Origin of the sequence: Priestia veravalensis, from assembly GCF_001457055.1 — a bacterium.
GTDB classification, from domain to species: domain Bacteria; phylum Bacillota; class Bacilli; order Bacillales; family Bacillaceae_H; genus Priestia; species Priestia flexa.
This window is the reverse complement of record NZ_KQ758667.1, coordinates 1-18845: the sequence shown is the minus strand read 5'-3', so window position 1 is coordinate 18845 and position 18845 is coordinate 1. Positions and strand designations below refer to the sequence as shown.

General features: G+C 37.0%; 16 protein-coding genes and 1 pseudogene. 3 read left to right on the top strand and 14 right to left on the bottom strand.

Features of this window, described 5'->3' with window-relative positions; genetic code table 11:
* Positions 1-375 precede the first annotated feature (375 nt).
* Complete coding sequence (ahpC, locus tag AS180_RS14730; RefSeq protein WP_061786066.1) at positions 376-939, top strand: alkyl hydroperoxide reductase subunit C; 564 nt, start codon at positions 376-378, stop codon at positions 937-939.
* A gap of 13 nt (positions 940-952) precedes the next feature.
* On the top strand, positions 953-2482 hold the full coding sequence (gene ahpF, locus AS180_RS14725) for an alkyl hydroperoxide reductase subunit F (protein ID WP_062687029.1): 1530 nt from the start codon (positions 953-955) through the stop codon (positions 2480-2482).
* Positions 2483-2547: 65 nt separating this feature from the next.
* Here the strand turns inward: ahpF and AS180_RS14720 are convergent, their stop codons facing one another.
* The 10 genes from AS180_RS14720 to yeiL all read right to left on the bottom strand — a co-directional run bounded on the left by AS180_RS14720 (position 2548) and on the right by yeiL (position 12707).
* Complete coding sequence (locus AS180_RS14720) at positions 2548-4047, bottom strand: tripartite tricarboxylate transporter permease (RefSeq protein WP_062687027.1); 1500 nt, start codon at positions 4045-4047, stop codon at positions 2548-2550.
* Between the two features lie 26 nt (positions 4048-4073).
* Positions 4074-4532 (bottom strand): tripartite tricarboxylate transporter TctB family protein, encoded by a 459-nt coding sequence (locus AS180_RS14715; protein ID WP_062687025.1) that lies wholly within the window; start codon positions 4530-4532, stop codon positions 4074-4076.
* 13 nt (positions 4533-4545) lie between these two features.
* Entirely contained in the window at positions 4546-5493 is a 948-nt protein-coding gene (locus tag AS180_RS14710) for a tripartite tricarboxylate transporter substrate binding protein (protein WP_090752837.1), read from the bottom strand.
* Between the two features lie 213 nt (positions 5494-5706).
* Positions 5707-6387 carry a response regulator gene (locus AS180_RS14705; RefSeq protein WP_062687023.1) on the bottom strand — a complete coding sequence of 227 codons (681 nt, stop codon included), beginning with the start codon at positions 6385-6387 and terminating at the stop codon, positions 5707-5709.
* Position 6388: 1 nt separating this feature from the next.
* On the bottom strand, positions 6389-7975 hold the full coding sequence (locus AS180_RS14700) for an ATP-binding protein (RefSeq protein WP_226372973.1): 1587 nt from the start codon (positions 7973-7975) through the stop codon (positions 6389-6391).
* 126 nt (positions 7976-8101) lie between these two features.
* Positions 8102-9436: a 2-hydroxycarboxylate transporter family protein gene (locus AS180_RS14695; RefSeq protein WP_374699997.1), complete on the bottom strand. Its 1335-nt coding sequence runs from the start codon at positions 9434-9436 to the stop codon at positions 8102-8104.
* Positions 9437-9636: 200 nt separating this feature from the next.
* Entirely contained in the window at positions 9637-10467 is an 831-nt protein-coding gene (locus AS180_RS14690; protein ID WP_062687020.1) for a MetQ/NlpA family ABC transporter substrate-binding protein, read from the bottom strand.
* Positions 10468-10483: 16 nt separating this feature from the next.
* A complete protein-coding gene (locus tag AS180_RS14685; protein ID WP_062687018.1) occupies positions 10484-11146 on the bottom strand; it encodes a methionine ABC transporter permease in 663 nt (220 codons plus the stop codon).
* Positions 11139-11888, bottom strand: coding sequence for a methionine ABC transporter ATP-binding protein (locus AS180_RS14680; protein ID WP_025910440.1), 750 nt, complete (start codon positions 11886-11888; stop codon positions 11139-11141). The genes AS180_RS14685 and AS180_RS14680 overlap by 8 nt, the downstream gene beginning before the upstream one ends.
* Positions 11889-12029: 141 nt before the next feature.
* Complete coding sequence (gene yeiL / locus AS180_RS14675; RefSeq protein WP_062687016.1) at positions 12030-12707, bottom strand: transcriptional regulator YeiL; 678 nt, start codon at positions 12705-12707, stop codon at positions 12030-12032.
* Between the two features lie 81 nt (positions 12708-12788).
* Between yeiL and AS180_RS14670 the strand changes: the two genes are divergently transcribed.
* Positions 12789-13961, top strand: coding sequence for an MFS transporter (locus tag AS180_RS14670; RefSeq protein WP_062687015.1), 1173 nt, complete (start codon positions 12789-12791; stop codon positions 13959-13961).
* 444 nt (positions 13962-14405) lie between these two features.
* Here the strand turns inward: AS180_RS14670 and AS180_RS14665 are convergent, their stop codons facing one another.
* The 4 genes and pseudogenes from AS180_RS14665 to AS180_RS14650 all read right to left on the bottom strand — a co-directional run.
* Positions 14406-16091: an N-6 DNA methylase gene (locus AS180_RS14665; RefSeq protein ID WP_062687014.1), complete on the bottom strand. Its 1686-nt coding sequence runs from the start codon at positions 16089-16091 to the stop codon at positions 14406-14408.
* Positions 16092-16216: 125 nt separating this feature from the next.
* Positions 16217-17401 carry a phospholipase D family protein gene (locus AS180_RS14660; protein ID WP_062687013.1) on the bottom strand — a complete coding sequence of 395 codons (1185 nt, stop codon included), beginning with the start codon at positions 17399-17401 and terminating at the stop codon, positions 16217-16219.
* Between the two features lie 220 nt (positions 17402-17621).
* The gene (radC, locus tag AS180_RS14655; protein ID WP_062687012.1) at positions 17622-18131 is read right to left on the bottom strand and encodes a RadC family protein; all 510 of its coding nucleotides are present in this window, start codon (positions 18129-18131) and stop codon (positions 17622-17624) included.
* A gap of 31 nt (positions 18132-18162) precedes the next feature.
* Positions 18163-18845 (bottom strand): annotated as a pseudogene (locus AS180_RS14650) (hypothetical protein); the annotation flags it as partial.

The following is an 18845-nucleotide window of genomic DNA, read 5'->3' as shown; positions in this document are numbered from 1 at the left end:
ATAAATAAAATACCATTTTTATCCTATTTCAAATGACACCGTATACTTTTCTGTTGTCAGCAAAATGAAGCTAATGTAACGGCTTCAATTATTCTCAATCATCACCTTTTATTTTCATACCTCCTTTCCTCCATTAGATAAAAAAGACACTTATACATTTCCTGTTTATACAATCATATTATTAGATAAAAAACGTACAAGAGTGATAAGATATATGTAGAAACACTGTACAAAACCTTGCTTTTCAAAGGAAATCAGACGATCAGACAACTTTTTTAAAAAACTTGCTATATTTCCTTTGACAAAACAACAGGTTTTATATAATAATGAATATTGAATTAGAATTATTATAATTTATTGAGGAGGAATTTCGATATGTCATTAATCGGAACTGAAGTAAAACCATTCGTAGCACAAGCTTACCAACAAGGTGAATTCCTTGAGGTTACTGAAGAAAACTTTAAAGGTAAATGGAGCGTAGTTTGCTTCTACCCAGCAGATTTCACTTTCGTATGTCCAACTGAATTAGGTGATTTACAAGACCAATACGCAGCATTAAAAGAATTAGGCGTAGAAGTATATTCAGTTTCTACAGATACACACTTCACACACAAAGCATGGCATGACCATTCAGAAACAATTAACAAAATTGAATACATTATGATTGGTGACCCTTCACAAAAAATCTCACGTAACTTTGAAGTATTAAACGAAGAAGAAGGTCTTGCTGATCGCGGAACATTTATCATCGATCCAGATGGCATTATCCAAACTATTGAAATCAACGCTGGTGGTATCGGCCGCGACGCAAGCACACTTGTTAACAAAATTAAAGCAGCACAATATGTACGTAAAAACCCAGGTGAAGTTTGCCCAGCTAAATGGCAAGAAGGTTCTGAAACACTAACACCAGGACTTGACCTTGTAGGTAAAATCTAAGGAGTTTGATTACATGTTATTAGATGCAAATATCAAAGCACAGCTAGATCAGTATCTTCAATTATTAGAAAGTGACATTGTGCTAAAAGTAAGCGCGGGAGAAGATAAAGTATCTCGCGACATGCTTTCATTAGTAGATGAACTAGCAACAATGTCATCTCGCATTAAAGTTGAAAAAGCTGAATTAGAGCGTACACCGAGCTTTAGCGTAAATCGTATCGGTGAAGATACAGGTGTAACATTTGCTGGCGTCCCTTTAGGACATGAATTTACTTCATTAGTTCTTGCTTTATTACAAGTAAGTGGACGTGCACCAAAAGTTGATCAAAAAGTGATTGACCAGATTAAGAACATTAAGGGCGAATACAAATTTGAGTCTTATATCAGCTTAAGCTGCCATAACTGCCCAGATGTTGTACAAGCTCTAAACTTAATGAGTATCTTAAACAATGGTATCTCTCACACAATGATTGACGGTGCGGCTTATAAAGAAGAAGTAGAAAGCAAAGATATTATGGCAGTTCCAACTGTTTACCTTAATGGTGAAGAGTTTGGCAGCGGTCGTATGACAATCGAAGAAATTTTAAATAAACTGGGCAGCGGCCCAGATGCAGCAGAGTTTGCTGATAAAGATCCTTACGATGTACTTGTTGTTGGTGGCGGTCCGGCTGGTGCAAGTGCCGCGATTTATGCAGCGCGTAAAGGTATTCGCACGGGTATTGTAGCCGAGCGCTTTGGTGGACAAGTTATGGACACAATGGGCATCGAAAACTTTATTAGCGTTAAGAAAACAGAAGGTCCTAAACTCGTAGCAAGCTTAGAAGAGCATGTTAAAGATTACGGCATTGACGTAATGAATTTAGTACGCGCTCGTAGCTTAAAGAAAAAAGACCTTGTCGAACTTGAGCTGGATAATGGCGCTGTTTTAAAAAGTAAAACAGTCATCCTTTCAACAGGTGCTCGCTGGCGTAATGTTGGTGTACCTGGAGAAGCAGAATTCAAAAACAAAGGTGTAGCTTACTGCCCACACTGCGATGGTCCTTTATTCGAAGGTAAACGCGTAGCCGTTATTGGCGGTGGAAACTCAGGCGTGGAAGCAGCGATTGACCTTGCAGGTATCGTAAATCACGTAACTGTTTTTGAATATATGTCTGAACTGAAAGCCGATGCTGTATTACAAGAGCGCCTAAACAGCCTTCCAAACGTAACTGTCGTGAAAAACGCTCAAACAAAAGAAATTACCGGAACTGATAAAGTAAACGGTATTACTTACATTGATCGTGAGACAGAGGAAGAAAAACACGTTGAATTAGAAGGTGTATTCGTTCAAATAGGCTTAGTACCAAACACTGATTGGTTAGGCGATGATGTAGAACGTACACGTATGGGAGAAATCGTTGTTGATAAGCATGGTGCGACTAACATCCCTGGCGTATTCGCTGCGGGAGACTGCACAGACAGTGCTTATAAACAAATTATTATCTCCATGGGTTCAGGTGCAACAGCAGCTTTAGGTGCTTTTGATTATCTAATCCGTAACTGATTAAAAGTTAACGATTTATCCAATTGAAAGAACCCTTGCTTTGGACAAGGGTTCTTTTTTTATAGTTACATTCCAATTTGAGTATTTTCTTTTTTACGCTTAGAACGCCCTCTCCATGCTGGCACTATCACTGCTAAAATCGTTAGTACAATCAGTGACATAGCCAATGGACTCGTCAAGAAAATATTCCAGGATCCCCCTGAAATCGTCAGCGATTGACGAAGCGAATTTTCCATCATTCCACCTAAAATAAAAGCTAAAATGAATGGTGCTGCTGGAAACACAAAGATTCTCATTAAGTAACCTAGAATTCCAAACAAAACGAGGAGATATAAATCAAACGTGCTGAAACTTACAGCGTACACTCCCACCAAGCTTGAAATAATAACGAGTGAAATTAAAAGTGGACGCGGCACTTTTAATATTTTTACGAAGTATGGTATCAACGGAAGGTTTAAAATTAACAAAAATACGTTTCCGATATACATACTTGCAATAATTCCCCAAAATATAGATGGATTTTCCGTCATGAGTAATGGACCTGGTTGAACACCTAAAACAAGAAATGCGCCCAACATAACAGCAGTTGTACCTGAACCTGGAATTCCTAGGCTTAATAATGGTACAAACGCACCGCTTGTTGCTGCATTATTCGCTGTTTCTGGTGCTGCCAAACCTTTAATAGATCCCTTCCCAAACTCCTCTGGCTTTTTAGCTAGCTTCTTTTCAGATATATAAGCTACAAACGAAGAAATTGTCGCACCTGCACCCGGTAAAACCCCTAAGATAAAGCCAAGAAAGGATTGTCTCGTCATAGGTCCAGCCATGTCTTTATAGTCTTGCTTACTTAACTTTAAACTACCGATATTATTTAATCCTTTTAGTTTTTGCTTACGGTTTAATATTAAAAAGCAAACTTCAGCTAAAGCAAATACGCCAAGTGCAATAATTAAAAAATCAATTCCATCTAATAAGTTCACGCTGCCAAATGTAAATCTACTCGTACCCGTTTGTGCATCAATTCCAATAGTCACAACCATAAAACCAATAACTGCTGAAATTAACGCTTTAATTGTTGAACCTTCCGATAGGCTAGCAATGGCCGTCAGCCCAAGGAGCATTAGCGCAAAGTATTCTGGAGGACCGAATACGATGGCCACGCTGGCCAGCATCGGTGCGAACGTCATCAAGAGCACAACGCTAACAGTACCCCCAATAAATGAACAAATAGCTGAGATGGCTAACGCCTTACCCGCTTTTCCCTGCTGAGACATCGGGTAACCATCGAATGATGCTGCAACGGTTCCTGCTACTCCAGGGGCATTTAATAAAATGGAAGATGTCGATCCACCGTACATCGAACCATAATACACTCCTGCCATCATAACCAGTGCACTTGTTGTATCCATTCCATACGTCACTGGAATCATAATCGCAATTGCACTGATTGGTCCTAGACCTGGAATCATTCCGATAATTGTTCCAATAAAAACACCGATGAAGACAAATAGTATAGCTTCCCAGCTAAAAGCAACTTGAAACCCTTGTACAATTCCTTCAAACATGACTCTCTTCCCCCTTTCTTATCTCATTAAAATGGCAAAATACCTGCGGGTAATCGAATAGCTAAACCATAGTTAAATAAAACATAAGACCCAATCGAAAAAATACAGGCGGTTAAAATATTCGCCACCCAATTTTTATAACCGAGAAATCGAGAGCAGAAAATAATAAAGGCCGTTGTCATAATAACGAAGCCGACTACTTCTAGTACGGTAATATAAGCTAAAATAAGAGCCATAACCCCTAAAAGCATAAATAATTCGTTCCGCTTAATGACGCGCTTTTTCTTTTGTTCTTCTGTATCACTATCTGGACTAAAAAAGAGAACGATAGCTAACACGAATAAGCCAAAGCCGAGCATTTTTGGAATAAGATCTGAATCTACAGGAACAAACGCATACTCAGGTAAATTAAATGCTAAAAATAAATAGACGACTGATAGAGTCATTAATGCTAAACCTAACCCCTTATTAACAGACCACTTCATGCAGTTACCTCCTTTATTTTTTTATAAACCCTAGCTCTTTTAATAAAGTCTCTAGCTCTTTCGATTGTTCATCTAAAAATAATTTAAATTCTTCGCTGTCCATATATTGTTCATCCCAGCCGTACGATTCGCGAACCTTTGCAAAAGATTTTGAATCGGATGCTTTCTTAAAGATTTTTTGATAGTAATCTAATTGTTCTTTTGTCATATTAGGTGGTCCAAAAATACCACGCCATACAATAAACTCAGCGTCAATTCCTTGTTCTTTTCCTGTTGGCAAAGTACCTAAAAACTTATCTCCTTTTAGCCTTTCAGGTGAAGTGATGCCCAAAACTTTCATTTTCCCAGCTCGTGCTTGTTCAGCTGCGTCCAATACGCCGGTTGACACCACATCTACACTACCGTTTAAAACAGCCGTCATCGCTCCACCTTCCTGATCAGAGATATAGCGAATTTTTGTAATATCCACACCCGCTGCATTTGCGAATAACACAAACTGCATATGGTCCATGCTTCCTGGTGATGAGTTTCCAATAACAGTAACTTTTTCTGGCGTTTTTCTCATCTCTTCAAAAAGCTCATCTAAACTGTCCCAACGAGCATCACCGCGCACTGCAAAAGCTCCGTAATCTGCAATTAAATTTGCAATAGGCGTAAAGTCTTTGTAACCATATGGAGACTGTCCATTCAATGCAACAAAGTGTAGAGGAGGTGAACTAATAAACAGATTATGAGGGTCATTTCGCTTATGAATGTATGCCCAACCAACAGCGCCTCCCCCACCTGGCTTATTTACAACGCCAAATCCTTTGTTTGCTAAGTTTTCTTCATCAATTGTACGTGCTAACATACGTGCTGTAGTATCCCATCCTCCACCTGCTGCAGATGGCGCAATAATTTCAATAGATCGGTCTGGCTCCCACTCTCCTTGTTCATTAACTTTTCCTTGTTGAACTGGCATGGAACAACCGGTTAATGCAACTAAGCTTACACTAAGTAAAACTAACCATTTTTTAATCAATGAAAGCGCCTCCTTTTTATTTTTAACTAATTTTACCTACCGAGTTCATTTTTGTAACCGTTTTCTTTTTAAAGTGTATTAAGGTTATTTTGCAAATTAAGTTCATTTTGTTCACAAAAAAAGCTTTCAAAGAGTGAACTCTTTGAAAGCTCCTTATTCGGAATAAACAACATAGTATTTTCGCTCTGGCCTTCCAACAATCCCATATACCAGCTCAGCTTTCACTTCATGAATAGAGATTAGATATTCTAAATATCGTCTTGAAGTAGTGCGAGAAGCGCCTAGAAGTTTGCCAAGTTCTTCTGCTGTAATCCCTTCATTTTGCTGCTTTAATAATTCTCTCACTTTTTCTAAAGTTAACTGATCGATACCTTTTGGAAGATGATTTCCATCTATTTTTTTAGTATTTTTAAACTGAAAAAGTTGGTCTGCCATCGTTTGAGTAATTTTTTGCTGAGAATTTAAGACTCGATTATTTCTGCTTACCTTCTCAATAGCATCAGAAAGACGTTGAAGCTCAATTGGTTTAACTAGATAATCAATGACACCAAGGTTATATGCATCTTTCAATACGCTTATATCAGTTGCAGCTGTAATTAATATCACTTGTACGGTTAAACACTGTTCTTTCAATTGGTGAATCAAGTCAATTCCTATTTGATCAGGTAAATATACGTCTAATAAAATTAAGTTAGGCTGCCAACGCTTTACTTCATCTAGAGTTTCTTTCGCTGTTGCAACTGTTTTCACTTCTTTTACTTGCTTTAAGCTTTTTACATACTGACAGTGAATATCTGCTACTCTGTAGTCATCTTCTGCAATTAAAACCTTCATATCATGTCGCTCCTGTTTTTGGTATATGTATATGAATAACAGTTCCGTATGGCTGATTTTTTGATAGATGGATTGTTCCATTGAGTTCATCTAAAGCAGCTTTCACAAGCGCTAATCCAAAACCTCTATGTCTCCCTGCTTTTGTGGTGTACCCTTCGTTGAAAATCATGTTGATATCCGCCTTTTCAATACCGCAACCATTATCTCCCAACTCAATAACTAATTCATCGCCTATATCTGTTAGAAACAAATCGACAAGTGGTTCTGCTTCTTCTGCCACAGCATCAAACGCATTATCAATAATATTTCCTAATATAGTGACTAAAGTTGCCGTCATCTTAATTGGCCAAGTCATCTGAATAAAGCTATCTTCATCAATAATAAAGTCAATCTTCTTTTCAGAAGCTTTAGAAAGCTTGCCAATTAAAACTGCTTGTATAGTCGAATCAGTAATTCGTTCGAATAACACACGCTCATATATTTTTTGTTGGCCAATTTCTTCGTGAATGAATTGCTTGGCCTTTTCACTATACCCCAGCTGCAGCCATCCAGAAATGGCATATAGCTTATTCGTATATTCATGAGTTTGTGCACGCAGGTCTTGAGAATACTGTTGAACCTCCGATAAAGTGTTGACTAGCTCTTGAACACCAGATTTCTCTTGAAAGCTAGCCAATTTGCCCGCGTAACTATCTTTTTCACCAATTATTTTATAATGTACAATCAACGGCTTTTTATCGTAGATTGTCTCATAGTGACCGGTGGCCAGCTGATTAGCGAGCACATGCGAAATTTCCGAATCTCTTAAAACTTTTTGAACCGGTTGGCCAATGATATTCTCTCTAATTCCAAGAATCTTTTTGCCTGAATGATTAATGAGCGTCACATTCCCTTTTTGGTCTGTCGCAATTAACCCTTCATTTAGCGCTTCTAAAATAGCTCCTCTCTCTTTGTACAGCCTAGCGATTTGATAAGGCTCCAGACCAAACGTGTCCTTACGAATACTTTTGGCAAGCATAAAACTCCCCGCAACACCACTAATAAAAATAAAAGCAAGCCAAATAGAAAAAGCAGCAAGCCCTTGCTCAAATAAAGAATCCACATATGATAGCATAAAACCTACTGATACAACGCCAATAATCTGGTTATTTTCATCATAGATAGGTGACTTTCCTCTTACTGACATCCCAAGAGATCCTTTGGCAAATGAAATATAGTTTTCTCCTTCAATAAGAGCTCGTTCATTATCTCCGCCAATCATCTTTTGACCAATCTTCTCTTTATCAGGATGAGTATAACGAACCTCATCTGCATCACCAATTACAATAAACTCTGCGCCTGATTGCTTTCTAATTCGCTCAATGAGTGGCTGAATCATCGTAGCGTTTTCATTTTGCAGAATAACTTCCTTTACGAACGGCATTTCTGAAACAGCAATCGCTGTTGTTAATGCTTGTTCGCCTAGCAATTCGCGCGTTTGTTTTCGTTCAAAGTAAATATATACAATTGCTACCATTAACATAATCATCGTAACTAAAATACAAACCAAGAACATAAATTTACGTTCTAACGGCCAACGAGCCTTCACTTTGCAACGCCCCCTACTATTTTAGTATAACTAGAGATGTAACTGATTGGTAGGTTTAGTTAGAATTATCTGACTTTTATCACATAAAAAAGGAGACCTCTTTAACATAAGGTCTCCTACAATCTTCTACATAAAGAGCGGAATAATTAAGCCTGTCAACAGGAGGATAAGAGCTCCTCCTAACCTAGAAGCAATTTGTGCAAATGGCATGAGCTGCATACGCTTTGATGCTGAAAGAACGGCTACGTCACCAGTTCCTCCCATATTTGCCATACATAAACCCGCACAAATTGCCGATTCAATCGGATAAAAACCAACTAGTCGCCCAAGCAATGCTGCTCCGATTACGGCACCTAACACAACGCCAGCTACTAGTAAGATATACTGAAGGCTTAGCGCTTCTAACACAGCATTTAAATCTGTATACGCTACACCAATTCCAAATAGTAGAGCGAGTGTCCATGTCTTAGCAACAAATTGATACCACTGGCTCGCACCTTCCACAACAATTTCAGGAATTAGGTTGGCAATTTTAGCAACAGCAACAAGGATAATCATCAATGCATACGGATGAAGCGGAATAATTGCACCTAATAAATGGCCACAAGCAAAGAATAGTAGAGCGGCTAATAATCCAATTCCCATTTTCGAAATATCAAACTTTGACTTCTTTTCTTCTATTTTTAAACCTGGAATAAGCTGACCGTTTCCTGACAATGAAGGGACCTTATTACCTAAGCTGTTTAATAGACTCGCAAAAATAATAGCGAATACGTTACCTAATGCTAATGCTGGAACAAGAATTGAAATATAATAGCTTGGAGAGTTTCCAAGTGATTCTGAGTAAACCTGAGCCATCGGAATTGCTCCAGCTCCCATTCCTCCACCTAAAATTGGCAGTGTAATGACTAGAATTGCATCTTGCAGTGAAAAACCAATTAGAACCCCTACTATTCCTGCAATCACCATAGCTCCAATTACTGCACCAAAAATTGGAACAAAGTAGCGAACACCAATTTTAATGAGTACTTTCGAATCCATCCCTAAAATACTACCCGTGATCAAAGCTGCAATATAAAAGTCTAAAAACCCAGCAGTTGTCATAAAATCCGTCACATTTGTTGTTACGGTTTCCGGTAGAATCCCGCTATATACCATATAAGCGGAACCAAATATGGCAACAATAGCTCCTCCACCTAAATAAGATTTAATGATTGGTAAGCGATCTCCAATCCAACCTAAAGCTTCACCGAATACAACCATGACAAGTAAACTTCCAATCATACCAGCAGGTAGATTACCGGTATAAACCGTCACGACTGTGATGGCTAAAAACAAAGCAAACCATAAAATGGGCATGCCCATAATTGCCGGCTGCATATTATTTTGCGAAAGATCATATACTTTTGGCCTTTGATCTAAGGCATCTGACTTTCTCAATGGCTTTTCCATACGCTCCATCCCCTTTTTGTAATCGTTTTCAATTGACTTATAGACATTCTAAATGATTTTTAACGCGCGGTGATAGGTTATGAAACTTATTAAAGTTTTGTAATTAAAAAAATCAAATTGTTTGTCTAATTTTTCTAAATGACAGTAAATAATTGCTGGAATATAAAATAAAAAAGCCATTTGAACAAATATTCAAATGACTTTTTTATTTATTTAAAGGCTGGAATAGCTGTTTCATCGTACTTTTCTTCTAAGAATTTACGAACTTCTGGGCTTGTCATTGCTTCAGCTAGCTTCTTAATTGCATCTGAATCAGCGTTATCTTTGCGCGCTACTAAGGTAATTGCAAAATCATTGTCTACTCCTTCAGTAAGAAGTGCATCACTTTTTGGTGTTAAACCAAGAGGCGCGGCATAAGCTGGCGTCATGACTACCGCATCCGCATCATCATACATTCTCGATAGCATCAGTAAATCAACTTCTTTAAACTTAAGGTTTTTGGGATTCTCTTTAATGTCCGCCTTCGTATAATACGTATCTTTCTTGTCACCTAACTTGATAACATCATGCTGCGCAAGCAAAGAAAGAGAACGATCAATATTAGAAACGTCATTAGCAATGGCCACAGTCGCACCATCAGGTAATTCTTCTACTGACTTATAGTTCTTTGAATATACCCCATAATTTGCAAAATAAATTGGCTCAACGGCTACTAATTCTGCGTTGTTATTACGATTAAATTCTTCCATATAAGGCACGTGTTGAAAGAAGTTTGCATCTACTTCTCTAGCTGCAAGCGCGCTATTGGGCTGTACGTTATCACTCAAGACTTCTACTTGTAAGTCAATGCCTTCTTCCTTTAGCTTTGGCTTTACAAGGTCTAAAATCTCTGTCATTGGTGGTATTAAAGAGGCTACTTTTAACGTAACTTCTTCTCCATCTGGTCCTTGCTTATCTTTATTTTCATTTGTTTCGTTTGCTTGGCCACAACCACTTAGTGCTACAACAAGCACCAACATAAAAAAGAATAGTTTTTTCATTTTTTTCCTCCATTATTTATCTTTTATCCAACACTCTGGCCACAGTCATTCCAACAAATTGGACGAGCTGCACCAACACAATCATAATAATAATCATGTACATCATTAAATCTGTTTTAAATTGTTGATACCCATACCGAATGGCGAAATCACCAATTCCTCCTCCGCCAACAACTCCCATAATAGTCGAATACGAAATAAAGCTAATAATGGATGTCGTCAGTCCAAGGATTAGACCCGAGCGTGCTTCTACATAAACAAACTTAAACATAATTTCTCGAACAGATGCCCCCATCGAAATCGCTGCTTCGATAACACCTTTAGGCACATCTAACAGCGATTGCTCAACAAGACGTGAGTAGTGCGCAATGGCAATAATCGAGAGTGGAATTGTTGCTGCTGCTGTTCCAATTGCTGTCCCGAGGACAAAACGAGTAAACGGTATGAGGAAGACGACCAGTAATAAAAATGGAAACGAGCGAATTGTATTTACCATTAGGTTTAAGATTGAAAATATGAGTTGATTTTCAATCAATTGCCCCTTCCGACAAAGAAATAAAAAAGTACCAACGGGAAGTCCGATGAGAACTGCAGCTAAAATTGAAACACCAACCATCACAAAGGTTTCACCAATAGATTGCCATATTTCAGTTTCATATTGTGCCAAAACTTCAAGCATTGTCTATTTCCTCTCCCTCTGTTAATTGATCTACAAAATATTGTGCCCGATTCTCTTTCATTTGAACACCTTTTGGCTTTGTCGTTACCGTTTGATAGAGAGATCCATTTTCGAGAACGGTGACGCGATTGCATATGCTTTTAATGACTTCCATCTCATGGCTGACAATCACGATGGTCACACCTAAGTGCTGATTAATATCCTCTAATACTTTTAATAGATCAGCTGTAGTATTAGAATCCAGAGATGAGGTCGGCTCATCACAAAGTAACACTTGCGGCTTGTTTGCCAAGGCTCTTGCAATGGCCACACGCTGCTTTTGGCCACCGCTTAGCTGAGCTGGATACTTATCTTTTAGCTCAGCTAAGCCAACAAAGCTTAAGCATTCTAGCACGCGCTTTTTCTGTTCCTCTTTTGGAGATCTTGTTAGCTCTAATGAAACAGCTACGTTATCGTACACTGTCTTATTAGAAATTAGATTAAAGTGTTGAAAGATCATCCCAATCGACTTTCTCGCTTCTCGAAGCTTCTTCCCACTCATCTTTGTTAAGATTTGAGCATTCACTTCCACTTCTCCCTCATCTGGAATTTCAAGTAGGTTCATAAGACGAAGCAACGTTGATTTCCCCGCTCCACTCGCTCCAATAATTCCATGAATCTCACCGCTATTTATCTCTAAAGATAACTCTTTAATCGCCTGAAACTGTGCAAACCTTTTACTTACACGATTTAATTTAATCATGAAAACCCCCTCCTTTCTTTAGTTGAAGGGTGAGAACATTCCTATGAACAGCTGCACTTAAAATAGAAATTATTCACCGCTGTTTATTTTAACATTATTTTATGCGATTTTATGAGGTTTTACTATATATTCAGCTTGAGCTTACATGCTTTTATTCTTAATCGCCTCGGCAAGTTCATATAAAGCATACTGCTCTTTAATTTTATAGGTTCTACCTTCTTTTTGCAGGTATCCTTTCTCACAGAACTGTGTCAATACGTGCAACAAGTGGCGATACGAAACACCGAGATAGTCACAAACAATGACGTGCTTTTCTCGGTAAACTCCGTTATCAGCCGTCTGTATAATAAAGTCCGCAAGCCTGTTCTCTAGAGGGAAAGCTAAGCTCTGTGAGTATTTAGCTGCCATTAACGTTGCTTTAACACTCAAAAACTTTGTTAATTCTCGAAGAAACTTAGCGTCTTCAAGCAACCTGGTGCGACATTGGGAGAAAGGCAACACCAAACAAACTGTTTTGGTGGCGGCTTGAATTCCTTTTGTATAGTACACATCGTTTAATAATTCCATTTCACCGATATAATCATGCGCATTGATAAAGTTAAGAAGCGATACTTTCCCGTTTTGATGTGTTACGTATATTTTCGCTTTTCCTTCTGTCACATAAAATAAAAAATCTGGTCTCCTTCCTTCGCGGATAATCCACTCATCGCGCTTATACTCTCGTACCTCAAGAAACTCTTCAATTTCAAAAGAAAACTGATTAGCAATTGAATGCCTTTCTAGATACAACCGCTTTTTTTCACCTTTGTAAATTTCCATCTGCCACCTCAAAACTATGAGATATCTCATAGTAATCATATTTATTCTCATGATATCATGCGATTGATAAGGAGGATACGAATGAATACACAACGGTGGATGAGCACACATTTTTTTAGTTTTTTTCTGACATGGGGAATTTTTCTACCCTATTGGTCAGGCTGGATGATTCAAACAAAAGGAATTAGCGTTTCAGAAGCTAGTTTTATTATGAGTATTGGCTTAGTGGCGAGGGGGCTTTCTACACTATTTGCTTTTCCTTATTTATTAGAACGAGTCAGCAATAAAGCGCTTTTAAATATTGCGGGAATTGGCACGCTGATTGGGATTCTTTGTTACATTCCAGCTAATTCGTTTACAAGCTTACTAGTCGTAACCGTCTTTTTGCATATTTTTTACCCAACCTTAATGCCAGCTTTAGATAGCGTCGCTGGTGTTCTTGTACAAAGTAAACAGCTGAAACACTACGGAAAAAGTCGTCAATGGGGATCGATTGGATTTGTGTCTGTAGGTATCCTGTTAACTGTATTTACAGGAATGCTTGGAGATAACATGATCTTTTGGGCGCTACTGCTTGGGATTAGCTGCTTTGTCGCTCTTAGTTTCACAAGTGCTCCGGACATTTTATCGAAGAAACCACAAATAAACCAAGGTAAAAAGGTAAATATCATAGATTTATTTCGCACCAAACATTTCTTAGTTGTACTTATTATTGTGGTGCTGCTTCAAGCCGCCCATGCTACTTATTACAACTATGGCTATATCTTTTTACAAGAAATCGATGCGCCAATCTATCTAATCGGTGCCATTATCAATATTGCCGTTATTGCTGAGATTATTTTCTTTTCGATTGCAGATAAACGCTTTAGCCGGTTTTCACCGGGTACCCTATTAGCATTAGCTGCAGCTGGCTCTTCTCTGCGATGGGTGTTAGTATTCATTTTTCCAAACATTATTGTCTTTTGTATGGCCCAAACCCTACATGCGTTTTCATTTGCGATGGGGCACTATGCTTTCATGAAATACTTAACAGCAAACATTCCACATACACATATTCCAAAAGCTCAAGGCATGTACTCAGCTTTCGCACTCAGCTGGAGCACGGCTGTATTCACAGTTTTCGGTGGCTTCTTATATGAAATTGAGCCAAGATATGCTTTCATTGGAATGCTTGCGTGTAGCTTACCTGCGATGTTAATTGCGCTTATCTACCGGAAGCTAGAAGTGGAAAAGAAGATTTTATTGTCTGCTTAGATGTTTTGATAATTAAATTTTGATTAAAAGAGTTTGAGTTTTGGACACGAACAATAGATGTTCCCATCTCTTTAGGTTATCTGAACACGTTCGTTCCATTGCGCTACGGCCACTCGCTTTCCGCGGGGAGGAACCTGAGCTTCTTCGCTGCGCTTTGATATCTCAGTTTTCCACAGGAGCCGAGTGTCCTACGCTCCATTCCACCCTGTTTCCAACATTGCTTTCACAATCAACAAAAAGCCTGAACGATTAAAAGTGAGAAACTCTCAATCGTTCAGGTATAGTAGGGGCTCAACTACTTATGTCTCAGTGTCTTCTTATTTATAAAAATAGAGTTTACTTATGCTACGGTTCACCGTGACATAGGTAACTACAAACCTTACGCAAAACACAAAAAAACCTTAGTACTAATTTTTGATACTAAGGATAAAAGATTATGTGTTATTACTCATAAATTTCTGGTATTTCTTGAATTTCTGAACTACTTCCTCTACCTAAACGGCGATTTTTTAATCGGTGCCATACACCCCTTAGGGTTTGTATATTTTCTCTTGTAAAACCCATTCGTTCAATAAGGATCTTTTTATCTATAAAGTCCAAGGCTTCCTCAATATTTCTTTCTGAGCGAATTGTTTCATTTAGAAAATTGAATAACATATCCACTGTTTCATCGTCTATATCTAAATCCAATACATTTGGAATGCGGACATTTTCTAATTCCCTTGGAAGTATTTCTAACACCCCTCCACCATAACTTCTTGCTTCTAATTCTGTAAAAGCAAATCCGATACTGTTGTAATAGGCTAAGACTGCTTTTTTAGGACTTACACCTAAATTAAATGCAACACGATGCATTGTATCTGTACTAACTGCATTATTTAGATTCAATACAAACTTCGAATAATGATAATTCCTTCTTAAAAAGAATGCATCTGGTTCCCAAATAGATGGGACTGCATACCACCTTTGTCTAATCCGACATTTATAACCCGTGTTCTCCCCCATTAATTCTCCATGTTTGATATAGTCCCTTTGCCCTTCTGATAACTGGTCGTCTGGGATTGGATTAAAATCTAACAAATAAGTTCTTGCTCCATTTTCAATGTTCCTCTGCCAATCATCACCATCAAAAGTTACTCCAGGAATATTAACACTTCTAGCTATTAATGGTTTTGAAACACTTAACAAGTCATGTCTTACTGCGGTTTGGTGATCAACACAGAAGAACTTGTTATTCCCTGTTGTTATTCCCACATCGACTTCCGCTATATCTCCAAATCTAATACAGTTTTGATTATTTATTATTTCCCTAACTACTCTATTCTCTTCTGAAGTTAAGAAGTATTTTGTCCACTTCACAGTACTCATATCAATTGGTTGAAACCGAGTAAGTCTATTTGTTTGTACAAAGTTAATCACTAGATCATCAACATTATTAAATTCAAGAATTTTCATAACATGACTACCCTCATGATCTGATCTTTTTCTCCCTAAAAGAACCACAACTTCTTGTTCAACATCTTCGAATACTAGTTCTTCAAAAGTAATTATGGTAATTTCATTTAACTCTCTCATTAAATACATACGTAGTTGTTCAGAGTATTTGACTTGTAATAATTCAGCTGGAATTACAAAACCTATTTTTGAATCATCGTCCAGCATATTTATTGCAGCAACTACAAAGGCTACCCATGCGTTTATTAATTTATTTGCAGTCATCCCACTCATGTGTAAAATATTCGATTGAATATCTCTTTGCTCAGGAGTTAAATATTGATATCTAATATATGGCGGATTACCCATTATAAATTGATACTTTATATTTCTATCTACTAAATCAATATAGGTTTCATAAAAATCAGCTACGACTACATTGAACCTTTCATCTAAAACAAGTCGGTTTCTTGCAATTTCTGCTTCTTCTTCAAAAATTTCTACAGCTGTACAATTAAAAGCAATATCTTTTTCACGTAGAGCTTCTAAAAATACACCATCTCCACAGCTTGGTTCCAAAATATTATTCACTTCTATATCTGATGTACCCCATTGTACAATAAATTCAGCTAATTCATAGGGTGTGTAATATCTACCTGCAAGTTTTTCAGCTGTTGCATTCTGTTTTAATTTCATTATAATCACCCCTCTTGATTCTAACATATTTCGACTAAATTAAACAGCATTAATTACGAACAAGTGTTTGTATTTTTTTACAAAAAAATCTGTACATCTCTTGGGATGTACAGAAAATCAATAACTTATTCTTCCGCCTCAATCTTAATTAAATATTTTCCAGGGTTATTTTGGTCTTTATATATTGTCATGATTTCCTCTAGTAAATGACGTTTAGCAACTAACGGTTTAGCCGCTCCCCATAAAAGATGAGTCATCGGTTGTTTTTGCAAATAGGTCTTGGTATTAGTTCGTGGATCATGTTTTAATACCAATTCATGACCTTTAATAAACACCCCATCAATTAGAAAATCAAAATGAGCTTCTGCGTATAGGAATTTATCTTTATTGCCTGCACCAGGTGTCCAGGTTAATTCCTTAAAAGCCTCTTCATAAAAGTAACTCTGTTGATTAATGTCATATGCTCCTTTTTTTAGAAGCATCGAGCCTGTCGTATTGGTACCAGCATTAGTTGGAATATTAAGGTCGCGCTCAGTTAATTCCTTACTACGCCAAATTTTTTCAAAGTTTAATACATTGAATTCACTATTAGTTTCATCTGGAACTGCTAATAAGTAGTTACCTTCTGTTTCAGCCACCTTTTCTGACTTTTGAATACCAGTCTTTTCAACAAAGGTTTTCATTGGAGGTATTTCTATTGAAGCTAAGTTCGCTTTAGATGTTCCTTTTACGGTTCGAGGTTTTGCTTTCTTTTCATCGATTAAAATACCATTAGCTAATAACTCTCCTGCCATAACTACATCATTAATTTGATATACATTCCGATGGTAATCGTGGACCAAAATGTTCAACTGTTCCATGCACTGCTGATAATAACCCTCGTCATTTATGTTCGTGAGGTCACATTTAATTAATGTCCCTGATTCGATATTAGCCACAAGACCACCACGAGTTAAATTCCCGCTACCAGTTACCACAATTGCCTCATCACTATTACTGCCAGTATAAGTCTTTTCATGGAATATTTTCGCTGCACTTCCTGTGTCTACTCCAAACACTTTTACCCCAAGAGATAAAAGCTTAATTATTGCTTGATAAGTAGTGACTCCATTTCTAACCCCTACAAATACCGTTACATTTTTACCTACTTTTACCAGTTGTTCTTCTAATAGGTTAACGCCATTTTCCGAGGCAAATGCAGTAGCAAATGTGAAGTTTTCATACTTCTCTTCTGAAAGCATAGCCATTAGCTCTTTTCGGTAATTCCAATCACCAGTAATACCTTGAGTCTTTTTCTGTAGAAACGCCATTTTTAACACCCCTCTGTTTGTTAAAAGCAGGATATCATTTCTACAGTGTTTATGTCAATAATAGTAATTACTGGAGAGTAATTTTATTTAAAAAACCCGTTATAATAATATTTATTGTGATAATAACATTATAAAATCAAAATAATTTTAGTTAATTTTCTGCAGTAAATAAAATATTCACTAAAGAAATAACTGTAGAATATTCCTACAGTGACTAATTTTAAACATACCCTTTCTCTTTCAATGAAATATAGCTGTTTGCACATATAACGATATGATCGATTAACTCTATACCAACTACCTTACCAGCTTCCACTAACCTTTTTGTCACCTCAATATCTTCACGACTTGGTGTAGGATCATTACTAGGATGATTATGTGCCACAATTATTGAAGCAGAATTAGACAATATTGCTGGCTTTAGCACCTCCCTTGGATGAACTATGCTAGCATTCAAACTCCCTATATGACATACATTTATCGCAGTAGGTTGATTCTTAGTGTCTAAACAAACAACTATAAAGTATTCTCGATCTACTTCTACTAAGAACTGTTTTAATAATTTATATGCATCCTCTGGTGACCTAACATTTCTATCAGGATAGAGAAAACTATTCTCTTTAACCAATTTTAAACTTACAATATTAACTCTTTTAGCGGGTTGTTTTTGAAATTGATCTACTTCCAATAACTTTAACTGCTCATTTCGCGTTAGTGAGTAATTCTTCATTTTAACTTCCTCCATTAGTGTTTAATTTTTGCTACAAGATTAAAGTAAAATTAAAAGAGGACGGATCTTCTGGTGAAGATTCGCCCTCTTTTTTACATAATATGTGATTTTGTGATTTTCCATTAAAGTGCAGTACGATTGATTCTACCACTCTTTCTTTATTTAGAGTAATTCTCTCAACCACCATATTTAAGATTGTTTTTTTCTTATCATGATTAGCAGTTTTTAAGATTCCGTTGAAATTAGTCATTAATTTTTTAACTACCATTAAATCGATAGGTTCTGAATTATTTAATCTTAGTTTTTCTTGGATTGATTCTTTATGTTTCCTTTTGATTTCAATATCTTCTGTAATAGACCCAAGCCTTTGTGACAAGTCCTCCTTTGAAATCATCCCCTCCTCATATAACTCAAACCATTTACTCTTTTTGTTATTGTATCCGTTAATGTCCCTTTCCACTTGTAGTAGGTGTTCCTCTAAAGGCTTTATTGTGCTTTTTCTTTTATCATTTAAATTCTTAACAATATCCCTTAATATATTTTCATTCAATAAACTATCTTGTATTTTATTAAAAACAAATTCTTCTACCATATCTGCTTTTACACCATTTGACCTACATGATGCTAGACTAAAAAGTAGACACAGATTGTTATAATAAAAATAAAAACTATAACGAGGTGTCGAAATGCCAAGAGGTACTGGTAAAAGATATG